Genomic DNA, 13075 nt, shown 5'->3' with positions numbered 1-13075 from the left:
TCAATGGCCTAGGATCGGTTCTTTCTTACCATAATTTCATGAAATTCTGTTCGATTCTGCCACATTACCGACCGATTGCATTTGAAAATATCGATTGATCAAGCCTCTGATTGAAGGAGACAAACCGTGCCTCATTCCTTGCGCCGTCGCAAGACCTCCGCTCTGCGTGCCTTGTGTTTCGCGCTGGCTTTCGTGCCCATCACAACCGTGGGCCTGTTTGCCGGATCCGGCGATGCAAAGGCCTTGGAATTCGAGACCTGGCTGCACGGCTCCTCGCTGATGGGTGAGCCCAAATACCAGCCCGGGTTCGAACATTTCGATTATGTCAATGCCGACGCGCCCAAGGGTGGTATTGCACGACAGGCGCTTCAGGGCGGCTATGACAGCTTCAACGTCATCATTCCCAAAGGCGAACCCGCTTCGGGCCTTGGTTATATCTACGACACCCTGATGACCTCGGCCTATGACGAGATTTCCTCGGACTATGGCCTCATCGCCGATGCCATGTATGTGGGGCCGAATTATTCCTATGTAAAATATCGCATCCGGGACGAGGCGCGCTGGCATGATGGCGAACCCATCACGCCCGAGGATGTGGTCTGGTCATTCGAGAAGCTGACAGAACTCAACCCGCAGCAGCGTTTCTATTATAGCCACGTCACCAAGGCTGAAGTCACCGGCGAGCATGAAGTGACCTTCACCTTTGATCAGGAAGGCAATCGCGAGCTGCCCCATATCGTCGGCCAGCTGATGATCCTGCCCAAACACTGGTGGACAGGCACCAACGAGAAGGGCGAGAAGCGCGACATCTCAAAAGGCACCCTCGAGCCACCGCTTGGCTCGGGTGCCTATAAAATCGGCGATTTTTCTCCGGGAAAATACATTTCCTATGTCCGGGTCAAGGATTATTGGGGCAAGGATCTCAACGTCAATATCGGCACCAGCAATTTCGATGAACTGCGCGTTGAATATTTCCGCGATGACACGGTACTTTTTGAGAATTTCAAATCCGGCGGGTATGATTTCCGCGTGGAGGCAACCGCCAAGCGCTGGGCAACGGAATATGCGTTTCCTGCGGCTGAGGATGGACGGGTCGTCAAGGACCAGATCCCCGACAAATCGTCAGGTGTTCTTGTCGGCTTCCTGCCCAACTTGCGACGCGAGAAATTTCAGGATCCGCGTGTGCGTGAGGCACTCAATTATGTCTTCAACTTCGAGGAAATGAACCGCACGCTGTTCTATGACCAGTATGATCGCATCAACAGCTTCTATTTCGGCTCCGAACTCGCCTCCTCCGGCACGGCAGAGGGCGAAGTCAAGGCGCTTCTGGAACCGCTTCGTGACAAGATCCCGCCCGCAGCTTTCGAGCCTTATACAAATCCCAAGGTCGAGAGCCGGGAAGACTTGCGCGACAATCTGAAAAAGGCGCTTGATCTGTTCAAGGAAGCAGGCTGGGAGCCGCGCACAGAAGTCGACATGGAGAACCGTCCAGAGGGCTTTCTGCACTCGGTGATGGTCACCTTGGGGCTGGCCAGCGATCCCACCAAGGTCGTGATGCGCAATGACAAAGGCGAAGCGTTCGAGATTGAGTATCTGCTGAACAGCAACAGGTTCGAGCGTGTCGCGCTGCGCCTGCAATCCTCGCTTCAGCGGGTCGGGATCACCATGACCCCGCGTGTCGTTGACAGCGCGCAGTATGTCAATCGGGTTCGCAGTCGCGATTTTGACATGATCTACACCGGCTGGCCCCAGAGCCTGTCGCCCGGCAACGAGCAGAAGGAATTTTTCGGCTCCGAATCCGCAGACCGCGAAGGGTCGGCCAATTATGTGGGCATCAAGAACGAGGCGGTGGATGAGCTGATCAACAAGGTGATCTATGCCGATGACCGGGAGACGCTGGTCGCGGCCACCAAGGCGCTTGATCGCGTTCTTCTGGCCAATCACTATGTCATCCCCGGCTGGACACTGCCAGCAACCCGGATTGCCTATTGGGACCGGTTCGGCCATCCAGATCCGCTGCCGATGTTGAGCGTGGGCTTCCCGACCATCTGGTGGTGGGACGAGGCCAAAGCCGAAGCGGTGGCTGCGAAAAACTGATCTTGCTTGCAGAAGCGCATGGAGCAATTCAATTGGACGAGCTCAACAGCGAAGGACGGCACTTGACGAAGGACAGAGACATCATGCCCCGCTCATGGGGGACCGAGCCGGGTGCTTCATCCGGTCTTGACCGGCGTGCCTTTCTGCGCTCCTCGGCTCTGGCTGCCGTCTCTGCGGCGGTGTTCGGTGCGGGTCTTGTCGGTCGGCCGCTTGTTGGATGGGCTGCCGCAGAACTGCATGGCCTGTCGGTCTTCGGCCCGCTCAAATATCCGCCCGGCTTTGTCCATTTCGACTATATCAACCCTGATGCGCCGAAGGGTGGGCGCTTTGCCTTCAATCCGCCAAGCTGGGGACTGAATGAAAACCCTCGAACCTTCAACACGCTGAACGGCTTCACGCTGAAGGGCGATGCACCGCCGCGCATCGGCCTCTTGTTCGATTCGCTGATGGTCCGCGCTCTCGATGAACCGGATGCCATCTATTGTCATCTCGCCCGAGCGGTCACCCTGTCTCCCGATGGCAATCGGCTGACGTTCTCCTTGCGCCCCCAAGCCCGCTTTCATGACGGCAGTGTCGTGACGCCGGAGGATGTGGCTTTTTCCTACAATCTGCTCAAGGAAAACGGGCATCCAGTGCTCAAGACGATCCTGTCTGAACTCGATGAGGTGTTTGTTGAAGGTGAACAAGTCGTGATGGCCTTTTCCGGCAAGCAGGGTCGTCAGGCCATGCTCAATGTCACCTCCGACATCCCGATCTTCTCCAAAATCTATTACAGTGAGGTGGATTTCCTCGCTTCCACCCTCACTCCCCCGCTGGGGTCTGGTGGGTACAAGGTGGGCAAGATGAAAGCTGGCAGCTTTATCGAGTTTCATCGCGATCCGGAGTATTGGGGGGCAGACCTGCCAACCGCAATTGGGCATGGCAATTTCGACGTCATCCGACTGCTCTTTGCGCGCGACCACACCATTCTGTTCGAGGCCTTCAAGAAAGGCGATCTCAATTTCTACGAGGAATTCTCCTCCAAGAGCTGGGCGACGCAATATGACTTTCCCGCAATCCTGGATGGCCGCGCCTACAAGCAGGAAATTCCTGACGGGCGCCCCTCTGGCGGGCAAGGTTGGTTCTTTAATCTCAGGCGCAGCAAGTTCGCGGATCCGCGCACGCGCGAGGCCATCGCCCTCGCATTCGACTTCGAATGGTCGAACAAAAATTTGTTTTACGGGCTCTATCAGCGCACGGAGTCCTTCTTCGAGCGCACCAACATGAAGGCCGCTGGGCCTGCGAGCGGCAAAGAGCTGGCACTGCTTGAATCCTATCGCGATCAGCTCAATCCGGCTGTGTTCGATGTGCCCTACAGCCCACCAGTCTCGGACGGATCGGGCAAGGATCGCAAATTGCTGGCCCGCGCCAATCGATTGCTTGCTGAAGCAGGCTGGAAGCGCCAAGGGGGAGAGCTGGTCAATGAAGCCGGAGAGCGGCTTGAGATTGAACTCCTGACCCCCAGTCCCGCCTTTGCGCGGATCGTCACGCCCTGGTCCAACGCCCTCGCCCTGCTGGGCATCAAGCTGACCTTGCGCCTCGTCGATCCCTCGCAATATCAGGCTCGGACCAGAGACTTCGATTTCGACATGACCGGCCTGCGACTGGCACTCTCGGCCAACCTCACACCGTCAACCCGGGATATCTGGAGTTCTGAGGCGGCTGACACCCCCGGTAGCTACAATTATGCCGGGGTCAAGGACCCGGTGCTCGACGCCTTGATCGAAACCGGACTTGCCGCCAAAACCCGTGAAGATATGGAAGCGGCGGGACGGGCCATCGACCGGCTCTGGCGTGCGGGCCATTATTGGGTGCCGAACTGGAACAAACCGGTGCATACACTCGGTGTCTGGAAGGGCCTTGGTTGGCCAGATAGTGCCGATCTTTATGATTTTAGCCCCGAAAGCTGGTGGTGGGCCGAAGATCAGCCCTCTTGATGCCTCATGGTTAACGAAACGTTGTGAGGCTTCGTGTCTAGATGACCCGAATGGCTTTCAATGGGTCGGGCCGTCAGAGCCCGAACAGACAATGGAGAGAGAATGAGCGCTTATATTCTGCGACGTCTCCTGCTGATCATCCCGACCCTCATCGGGATCATGGCAATCAATTTCGCGGTCATCCAGTTTGCTCCGGGTGGTCCGGTTGAAAAGATCATCGCTCAGGTTACCGGCACTGATGTGTCGGCAACGGAACGGATCTCGGGCAGCAGCGGCGACTTTGCCGGCACGGGCGCCGGACAGGGCAACGCCGGTGCCGATGACATCAATTCCAAATATCGCGGCGCGCAAGGGCTCGATCCGGACTTCATCAAGGATCTGGAAAAGCAATTCGGCTTTGACAAACCGCCACTTGAACGGTTCCTCGGAATGCTCGTCGACTATGCGACCTTCGACTTTGGCGACAGTTATTTCCGCGATATTGGCGTGCTTGATCTGATCATCGAGAAGATGCCGGTTTCCATTTCGCTGGGGCTCTGGATGACCCTGATTTCCTATGTCATTTCAATTCCGCTGGGGATCAGAAAGGCCGTGACGGACGGCTCGAAATTCGATGTCTGGACCTCGGCTGTGATCATCATCGGCTATGCCATCCCCGGCTTCCTGTTTGCGGTGCTCTTGGTGGTGCTGTTCGCCGGTGGATCCTTCTTTGACTGGTTCCCGTTGCGCGGGCTTGTTTCGGACAATTTCGCCGATCTCAGTTGGTATGAGAAGATCATCGACTATTTCTGGCACCTCGCCCTGCCGCTCATCTCCATGGCACTTGCCGCCTTTGCCACAACGACGCTTCTGACCAAAAACTCGTTCCTTGACGAGATCCGCAAGCAATATGTCGTCACGGCGCGGGCCAAGGGACTGAATGAACGTCAGGTGCTCTATGGACATGTCTTCCGCAACGCCATGCTGATCATCATAGCGGGCTTTCCCGGCGCATTCATCAGCGCCTTCTTTGGCGGATCCCTGCTCATCGAGACCATCTTCTCGCTTGACGGATTGGGGCTATTGTCCTTCGAGAGCGTGATCAACCGGGACTATGCGGTGGTTTTTGCGACCCTTTATATCTTTTCGTTGATGGGTCTTCTCATCAGCCTCGTCTCAGACATCACCTACATGCTCATCGATCCCCGGATCGACTTTGAAAGCCGGGAGGTTTAGGGATGAGCGAGACCACGATGACCAAGACCAAAAAAGTCAAGAAGCCGAGCTTCCATGACCGCATGTCGCCGCTCAATCAGCGCCGCTGGAAGAATTTCAAGGCCAACAAGCGCGGTTACATCTCGCTCTATCTGTTCGCTTTGCTGTTTTTCCTGACGCTGTTTGCCGAACTGATCGCCAATGACAAGCCGCTGCTGGTCTCTTACAAGGGCGAGTTGCTGTCGCCGCTGGTCTCCGACTATCCGGAGACAAAATTCGGCGGCTTCCTGCCCAATACCGATTATCGCGATCCGTTCATTCAGGACGAGATCAACAACAATGGCTGGATCCTCTGGGCCCCGGTACGCTACAGCTATCGCACGGTCAACCTTGATCTGCCGACCCCGGCGCCAGCTCCTCCGAGCTGGATGCTCGACATCGAGACCCGCTGTGCGCCCTTTGTCGATGGCGTCAATGACCGCAACTGCACCATCGGCAACTGGAACTGGATCGGCACCGACGATCAGGGCCGCGATGTTCTGGCGCGGTTGATCTACGGCTTTCGCATCTCGGTTCTGTTCGGGTTGACGCTCACCCTCTTCTCCTCGGTCATCGGTGTGACCGCAGGGGCCGTGCAGGGCTATTTCGGCGGCCTGACTGATCTCATTTTCCAGCGCTTCATCGAAATATGGACCTCTGTGCCCCAGCTCTATCTGCTCCTCATTATCGCAGCCATCATCACCCCGAGTTTCTGGATCCTGCTTGGCATCCTGTTGCTGTTCTCGTGGGTGGCACTGGTGGGCGTCGTGAGGGCAGAATTCCTGCGCGCCCGAAATTTCGAATATGTCTCGGCGGCGCGAGCGCTCGGGGTGTCGAACAGGACCATTATGCTCAGGCATCTGTTGCCCAACGCCATGGTGGCGACGCTCACCTTCATGCCCTTTATTCTCAACGGATCGATCACGACGCTGACGTCTCTCGACTTCCTTGGGTTCGGCCTGCCGCCGGGTTCTCCTTCGCTGGGTGAATTGCTGGCGCAGGGCAAGAAGAACCTTGAGGCTCCTTGGCTCGGCATCACCGGCTTTCTGTCCATCTCGATCATGCTCAGCCTGCTCATCTTCATCGGTGAAGCGGTGCGCGACGCGTTCGATCCTCGCAAGACATTTCATTAAGGGAGCGGAATGATGAACAAGACGACACCTTCCCAACCGCTTCTCAGTGTTGAGGACCTGTCCGTTGCCTTTCGGCAGGATGGAGAGGAAAAGCTTGCTGTCGATCGCATTTCCTTCGATCTTCAGAAGGGCGAGACCCTCGCTCTGGTGGGCGAATCCGGGTCTGGCAAGTCCGTTTCGGCCCTGTCGATCCTCAAGCTGCTGCCTTATCCCGCAGCCTCTCACCCGTCGGGCCATGTCTGGTTTGACGGAGAGGATCTGCTTCATGCCAGCGACAAGGCCTTGCGCGCCGTGCGCGGCAATCGCATCTCGATGATCTTTCAGGAGCCAATGTCCTCGCTCAACCCGCTTCATTCGGTCGAGCAGCAGATCGGCGAGGTGCTCTCTATCCATCATGGCATGGGTGAAAAGCAGGCGCGAGAGCGCGTTTTGCAGTTGCTTGATGACGTTGGCATTCACGAACCGGAGAAGCGCCTCAAGAGCTATCCGCACCAGCTCTCCGGTGGTCAGCGCCAGCGCGTGATGATCGCCATGGCCCTTGCCAACGAACCGGAACTGCTGATCGCCGACGAGCCGACGACTGCTCTGGATGTCACCGTGCAGGCGCAGATTATCGAATTGCTGCGGAGCCTGCAAAAGACCCATGGCATGGCGCTGATGTTCATCACCCACGATCTTGGCATCGTTGAAAAGCTTGCCGACAGGGTCTGTGTGATGACCGACGGCAAGATCGTCGAGACGGGGCTGACTGAGGAAATTTTTGCCAATCCGCAGCACAGCTACACCCGGCACCTCCTGTCATCCGAGCCGAGCGGCAGAGCACTGCCGGTGGCAGATGATGCCCCCATTCTGCTGACCGCTGACGATCTCAAGGTGTGGTTCCCGATCAAGCGCGGTTTCTTGCGCAAAACCGTCGGTCATATCAAAGCGGTGGACGGGATTTCCCTCAAGATCCGCAAGGGCGAGACCCTTGGTATCGTCGGCGAAAGCGGCTCGGGCAAGACAACTTTAGGACTGGCCCTGTTGCGGATGATTTCCTCGGACGGCCCGATCGTCTTTCAAGGGGCCAATCTTGAGGGTCTTGATACCCGCGCCATGCGTGACAAGCGCGGCGACATGCAGGTCGTTTTTCAGGATCCGTTTGGCTCCCTGTCCCCGCGCATGTCGGTTGAACAGATCGTGGCCGAAGGCCTGGCCATTCATGCCGCCAACCTCAGCGCTGAGGAACGCGACGCCAAGGTGGTCAACGCCCTCAAGGAAGTCGGGATCGATCCGAATACCCGGCATCGCTATCCGCATGAATTCTCCGGCGGTCAGCGCCAGCGCATTTCCATCGCGCGCGCGATGGTATTGGAGCCGAGCTTTGTCATGCTGGATGAGCCCACGAGCGCCCTTGATATGAGCGTGCAGGCACAGGTGGTCGATCTGTTACGCGATCTTCAGGCTCGTCACGGTCTCACCTATCTCTTCATCAGCCATGACCTCAAGGTTGTCCGGGCCCTGTCCAATCGCGTGCTGGTCATGCGGCAGGGCAAGATTGTGGAAGAGGGCGATGCTGAGCAGATTTTCGACGCGCCCCAGACCGACTATACCAAGGCTCTGATGGCCGCAGCCCTGCGCATGGAAACGGCACCTGAAGGGGTTGTCTCGGATTAGGCATCTCGGCTAAATCTCGTCCATCACCCAACAAGGCTCCGCAACAAGGAAGACCGATGAAGATTGCCCTTTATGCCCGCGGCTGGGACATGGCCGAATGGTCAGAGCGCATTGAGGCGGCTCTGCCCGGCTCAGAAGTTCGCACGCCGGATCGTCTGGGGGATGTGAACGAAATCGACTATGCCTTTGTCTGGAAGCCCGAGCCGGGTTTTCTCACCCAGTTTCCCAATCTCAAGCTGATTTGCTCCCTGGGCGCCGGTGTGGATGCTCTGTTGTCCGATCCGACCCTTCCCGCAGACGTCCCCTTGGTGCGGGTGATCGACCCGGATCTGACCAACCGGATGAGCGAATGGGTGCTGTTGCAGGTGCTGATGCATCACCGCAATGCGCTTGGCTGTCTCAAAGCTCAAAGCGAATCCCGTTGGGCCTTCCTTGAGGATCCGATCGCTGCCGATGTGCGCGTGGGGATCATGGGGCTGGGTGTTCTGGGTCTTGATGCGGCCGAGTAACTCAAGGTGATGGGCTATCAGGTCTCAGGCTGGAGCCGCTCACCCAAACAGATTGATGGTCTTGTCACCTATCACGGCAACGACGGGCTCGACGCCATGTTGGCAAAGACCGATATTCTGGTCTGCCTCCTGCCGCACACGCCTGAAACCGAGGGCATTCTCAATCTCTCCCTGTTCCGCAAGATGGCTAAGGACGGGGTGCTGGGTGGCCCCTATATGCTCAACGCGGGGCGCGGCAAGCTGCAGATCGAGGATGACATAGCCGCTGCCATCCAAGAGGGGAGCCTCAAGGGCGCCTCGCTTGATGTGTTTGAAGTGGAGCCTCTCTCCAAGGACAGCCCGCTCTGGTCCCTGCCCGGCGTTATCCTCACCCCACACAATGCGGCCTGCTCGAATGCCAATTCAACCGCCAATTATCTTGCCCGTCAGGTGATGCTGTTTGCCGAGGGCAAGGAGCCGGAGAGTCTGGTGGATCGCAGCGTAGGTTATTGAGGCTTCAGTCGCCGCAATGCTCTCAGCGCACCGAACTCGTTCGCCTTGATCCGCTCAAGGGCGGCGTCCAGAGGCTCTGCGGCGACGGCCATATGGTGACCGTTGGCGTGGAGCAGCGTTGCCGGATCGCTCATGATGCCCACGTGTCCGGGCCAGAAGAGAAGATCCCCGCGCATCAGTTCCGGCAAACCACCGGAGATATCAATTGCCTCGCCTGCGTCCGCTTCCTGCATCGAGGCATCGCGCAGCATGGGGATGCCCACCATCTCGCAAGCCAGCTGCACAAGGCCCGAGCAATCAATACCGAGAGAGCTTTTGCCCCCCCAAAGATAGGGCGTGCCAACAAGGCTTTCGGCTACAGCAACGAAATCCGCGGCCTTTTCATCCACTTCGGCCACATGCTGGGCAACGACCCAACCGGGCTCTCCCGTTGGCGTGACCAGATTGAGCAGCTTGCGGTAGCGCGTGTTTCGGGTGGTGACTTCCTCACCCAAAATCACCCCTGCCCCCATGGACAGGAAGGTGCCCGCCGGGTGTTTGAGGTCGGGTCCGGGATAGACAAAGGTGCGCACAGCGCTCACGCGATGGGTCGGTGCACCAGCCAGAAAATTGTCCCTGAGTTCGCCGCCGAACGGGCCTAGCATCGCCGAAGGCATATATCCGACATAGCCATCACCATCGAGCTGAACCCAGCTCCAGCCATCGTCGGTTGTCTCGAAGACGCGCACGACTTCGCCCAGAAGCGCCTGCGTGTCCAGCCCGCTGATCGGATTGGGCGCAGACTTGACGGGCGCGACGGGCATCTGCACGCGCATGATGCGTGGATCGACGAAGCGGTCTGCCTCCACCTGCCCTTCAAGGCGTTTGTCGGCTAGGTCGGGGCGAAAGGCATTGAGGGCGGGATTCAGCATGGTTGTTCAGTTCTTGGAGACATGGGATCGGCGGAGGTTCAGACAGGCGAAGGCTCGGCAGGTTCAATCCACGAGGGTGCGGCTGTTCTCGACGATCTTGTAGCCCAGTCGCTCGACATGAAGCGCGCCCTTGACGGTGCGCAGCACCACGACATTGCGCTTGTCCTTGTCGTCCCGGCGGCGGGTCAGAAGGCCAATGCGCCCCATCGTATCAAGCGCGCGCGTGATGGCGGGCTTGGTCACCCCCAGTTTGGCGGCAAGGCCTCGAACCGTGTGGGGCGGTGTTTCAAGATAGACGGTGAGCAGGACGGTCATCTGGCGCGCAGACAGATCGGCCTGTTCCTCCAACACAAGTTGATGGGTTACATCGTGCCACAATTTCAGCGCCTGACCGGCGCTCACATTCAGCGTCATGGAAAATCACTCGCGTGATGGCTGGCCACCACTCCATCGGCCCTGTCACACCCGACCAGCGAAGTGTGAGGAAACTTGTTTCGGCTCCGTATCAATAAAGGCTGATTCATGCCGATGGTGCAAGGCATCGGGGACCGAACGCGGCTTTCGGTCCCCTGCAATTGCCAACTTTGCGCATCATGCCTCGAATTTTGCCCGCAAGTGTGCGTAGATCGCGCGGATTGCCTGCGCCTCGCCGCCTTTCGGGCGGCCCGGTTGCGGCTTGGGTGCCCAGCCGTAGATATCGAAATGAGACCAGGATTTTGCATTGCTGACAAAGCGGCGCAGGAACAGCGCGGCTGTGATCGACCCGGCAAAGCCACCCGTCGAAATGTGGTTCACATCCGCAATATCGGAGGACAGATCTGCGTCATAGGGATCCCACAAGGGCATGTTCCAGATTGGATCCCACTGGCGTTTGCCTTCTGCTGCCAGATCGGCAACGAGCGCGTCGTCATCCGAATAGAAGGGCGGCAGATCCGGCCCCAGCGCCACCCGTGCAGCACCAGTCAGGGTCGCCATGTCGATCAACAGATCCGGATCCTCCTCGTCGGCCAATGCCAAAGCGTCGGCCAGCACCAAACGGCCTTCTGCGTCGGTATTGCCGATTTCGACGGTCAGTCCCTTGCGGCTGGGCAGCACATCACCGGGCCGGAAGGCATCACCGGAGATGGCATTCTCCACCGCCGGAATGAGCACTCTGAGACGCACCGGAAGCTTGGCGCTCATGATCATGGAGGCAAGTCCGAGAACGCAAGCTGCGCCACCCATGTCCTTTTTCATCAGCGACATGGACGAGCCGGGTTTGATATTAAGGCCCCCGGTGTCAAAACAGACGCCCTTGCCGACAAGCGTGATCTTGGGGTCACTCTCCTCTCCCCAGATAAAATCGAGCAGGCGTGGTGTGCGGATCGATCCCCGGCCAACGGCGTGGATCATGGGGAAGTTTCCGGCAAGTAGATCCTCTCCCTTGGTTACTTCAAGTCTCGCGCCATGGGTGTCGACAAGGCCGCGGGTCACCGCTTCGAGCTCTTCCGGGCCCATGTCATTGGCTGGAATATTGATGAGATCGCGCGCCAGCGTGCAGCCCTTGACCTGCCGCATCACGTCATCACGGTCGACAGCTTCCGGCCAATCCAGCTCGGGCATCGGCTTGGCATTTTCCTTGTAGCGATCGAAGCGATAGGCTCCCAGGTACCAGGCCAGAGTTGCCAGGAACAAGCCATGCGGATTGTCCTCGAACAAGGCACCGGTGATGTAATGATAGCGGCCGGCGGGAAGCTTGGTCGGCAAAGAACCGGTCAGAAACGGGGACCGCGTCTGAGCCGGTTTCTTGCCCAGGCCGAACAGCACAGCCAGCAGCTCTCCCGAAGCATCAGGCACAAGGCAGATTTCCCCTTCACTGGCGGAAAAGCCGGTCGCCTCTACCCACTGGGTCGCCGCGACGGGCAACCCTTTGGGTACAAGCGCTTCATTGCTGGCTTCAATGAGGTAAATGGGAACGGATTTCGTTAGGTCAGACATGTGTTTGTTCTTATCCAAATATTGTGGGGACCGGCATCTTGAATGCCGTGCGGGAACAAGAAGCATCCGCCGCACTGTTGGGTGCAAGACTAGTGCAAAGCGCGCGCGGTGAAAATAGCCCGCAAACCGCTCCGGTAAAATAACGAAACGAACCGGAGCTGACACCCCAGAAGATTGATGCAAATTGCAAGAATTAACCAAGCATTAGGGTTAATTCTTTATTGATAGGGAGACTGAAAACTCCGGCAGGCGCCGCATTGCGCCCGGCCAATGTAATTCAAGTGGTGTGAGGTTGATCCATGAAAGCCCAGATGAAATCCGCGCAGCGCCTGAGCTTCCGCAAGGCGATGCTCGTTACCTCGGTCGCGCTGCTTGTTGCGGTTGCGGGCTGTTCCAAGAAGAAAAGCGTCTCCTCCTCATCCCATCTGGGCAATGGATATGCGTCCGAACAGGCCCTGCAAGAGACCATCATCTATTGGGAAAAGCGCTACAAAAACAACCCGCACGATCCAAAAGTCGCTCTCAACTATGGGCAGGCTTTGCGTCAAGCAGGGCGCAACGAACAGGCTCTTGCCGTGCTTGAAGGGCTGGCGATGCGCCATACCAACGACAAGGTCATTCTTGCGGCCTATGGCAAGTCTCTGGCCACCGCTGGTCGTCTGCAGCAGGCGTTGACTGTTCTCGAGCGGGCCCAGACACCGACAACACCGGACTGGCGTCTCGAGTCGGCCATGGGCGCGATCTACGATCAAATGGGCGAATATAACAGGGCCCGCTCATTCTATGACAAGGCGCTGCTGAAAGCCCCCGAAGCGCCGAGTGTGCTCAGTAACTACGGGCTTTCTTATCTGCTCGAGGGCGACCTCGTTTCGGCTGAAAGTTATCTGCGCCGCGCGGCGATCCACCCCAAGGCGGACAGCCGTGTGCGGCAGAATCTGGCACTGGTTCTGGGGCTTCAGGGTAAGTTCGCCGAGGCCGAATCCATCGCCCGCAACGAGCTTTCACCGCAACAGGCCGAAGCCAACATGGCTTACCTGAAAAGCATGCTGCATGAACGCGGCACCTGGAAGCAATTGCAAAAACAAGGCTGA

The 13075-nt window shown here is 58.0% G+C and carries 11 protein-coding genes; 8 read left to right on the top strand and 3 right to left on the bottom strand.

Features of this window, described 5'->3' with window-relative positions:
* Positions 1-126 precede the first annotated feature (126 nt).
* From CPH65_RS10380 to CPH65_RS10350, 7 genes are all read left to right on the top strand, one after another.
* A complete protein-coding gene (locus tag CPH65_RS10380; protein ID WP_244574591.1) occupies positions 127-2097 on the top strand; it encodes an extracellular solute-binding protein in 1971 nt (656 codons plus the stop codon).
* Between the two features lie 62 nt (positions 2098-2159).
* The gene (locus CPH65_RS10375) at positions 2160-4073 is read left to right on the top strand and encodes an extracellular solute-binding protein (protein WP_244574590.1); all 1914 of its coding nucleotides are present in this window, start codon (positions 2160-2162) and stop codon (positions 4071-4073) included.
* A 102-nt stretch (positions 4074-4175) separates the two neighbouring features.
* Positions 4176-5288, top strand: coding sequence for a microcin C ABC transporter permease YejB (locus CPH65_RS10370; RefSeq protein ID WP_096173405.1), 1113 nt, complete (start codon positions 4176-4178; stop codon positions 5286-5288).
* 2 nt (positions 5289-5290) lie between these two features.
* Positions 5291-6439, top strand: a complete 1149-nt coding sequence (locus tag CPH65_RS10365; RefSeq protein WP_096173404.1) for an ABC transporter permease — start codon at positions 5291-5293, stop codon at positions 6437-6439.
* Between the two features lie 12 nt (positions 6440-6451).
* Complete coding sequence (locus CPH65_RS10360; protein WP_096176346.1) at positions 6452-8095, top strand: ABC transporter ATP-binding protein; 1644 nt, start codon at positions 6452-6454, stop codon at positions 8093-8095.
* A 56-nt stretch (positions 8096-8151) separates the two neighbouring features.
* Complete coding sequence (locus CPH65_RS10355; protein WP_096173403.1) at positions 8152-8604, top strand: hypothetical protein; 453 nt, start codon at positions 8152-8154, stop codon at positions 8602-8604.
* A gap of 9 nt (positions 8605-8613) precedes the next feature.
* Complete coding sequence (locus CPH65_RS10350; protein ID WP_096173402.1) at positions 8614-9096, top strand: NAD(P)-dependent oxidoreductase; 483 nt, start codon at positions 8614-8616, stop codon at positions 9094-9096.
* Here CPH65_RS10350 and CPH65_RS10345 read toward each other — a convergent pair.
* The 3 genes from CPH65_RS10345 to CPH65_RS10335 form a co-directional block, all read right to left on the bottom strand.
* Positions 9090-10007, bottom strand: coding sequence for an NlpC/P60 family protein (locus CPH65_RS10345; RefSeq protein WP_096173401.1), 918 nt, complete (start codon positions 10005-10007; stop codon positions 9090-9092). The genes CPH65_RS10350 and CPH65_RS10345 overlap by 7 nt on opposite strands.
* 63 nt (positions 10008-10070) lie before the next feature.
* Positions 10071-10421, bottom strand: coding sequence for a MarR family winged helix-turn-helix transcriptional regulator (locus CPH65_RS10340; RefSeq protein ID WP_096173400.1), 351 nt, complete (start codon positions 10419-10421; stop codon positions 10071-10073).
* 177 nt (positions 10422-10598) lie between these two features.
* Positions 10599-11984 carry a M17 family metallopeptidase gene (locus CPH65_RS10335; RefSeq protein ID WP_096173399.1) on the bottom strand — a complete coding sequence of 462 codons (1386 nt, stop codon included), beginning with the start codon at positions 11982-11984 and terminating at the stop codon, positions 10599-10601.
* A 299-nt stretch (positions 11985-12283) separates the two neighbouring features.
* Between CPH65_RS10335 and CPH65_RS10330 the strand changes: the two genes are divergently transcribed.
* A complete protein-coding gene (locus tag CPH65_RS10330; RefSeq protein WP_096173398.1) occupies positions 12284-13075 on the top strand; it encodes a tetratricopeptide repeat protein in 792 nt (263 codons plus the stop codon).

It is taken from the genome of Cohaesibacter sp. ES.047 (genome assembly GCF_900215505.1).
Lineage (GTDB): Bacteria > Pseudomonadota > Alphaproteobacteria > Rhizobiales > Cohaesibacteraceae > Cohaesibacter.
This window is presented reverse-complemented; position numbering and strand designations above follow the sequence as displayed.

What these genes read in the sequence shown, in the direction of transcription:
- CPH65_RS10345 (WP_096173401.1), bottom strand. Translation starts at nt 10,007, where the DNA reads ATGCTGAATCCCGCCCTCAATGCCTTTCGCCCCGACCTAGCCGACAAA.
- CPH65_RS10355 (WP_096173403.1), top strand. Translation starts at nt 8,152, where the DNA reads ATGAAGATTGCCCTTTATGCCCGCGGCTGGGACATGGCCGAATGGTCA.
- CPH65_RS10370 (WP_096173405.1), top strand. Translation starts at nt 4,176, where the DNA reads ATGAGCGCTTATATTCTGCGACGTCTCCTGCTGATCATCCCGACCCTC.
- CPH65_RS10330 (WP_096173398.1), top strand. Translation starts at nt 12,284, where the DNA reads ATGAAAGCCCAGATGAAATCCGCGCAGCGCCTGAGCTTCCGCAAGGCG.
- CPH65_RS10350 (WP_096173402.1), top strand. Translation starts at nt 8,614, where the DNA reads ATGGGCTATCAGGTCTCAGGCTGGAGCCGCTCACCCAAACAGATTGAT.
- CPH65_RS10335 (WP_096173399.1), bottom strand. Translation starts at nt 11,984, where the DNA reads ATGTCTGACCTAACGAAATCCGTTCCCATTTACCTCATTGAAGCCAGC.
- CPH65_RS10360 (WP_096176346.1), top strand. Translation starts at nt 6,452, where the DNA reads ATGAACAAGACGACACCTTCCCAACCGCTTCTCAGTGTTGAGGACCTG.
- CPH65_RS10340 (WP_096173400.1), bottom strand. Translation starts at nt 10,421, where the DNA reads ATGACGCTGAATGTGAGCGCCGGTCAGGCGCTGAAATTGTGGCACGAT.
- CPH65_RS10365 (WP_096173404.1), top strand. Translation starts at nt 5,291, where the DNA reads ATGAGCGAGACCACGATGACCAAGACCAAAAAAGTCAAGAAGCCGAGC.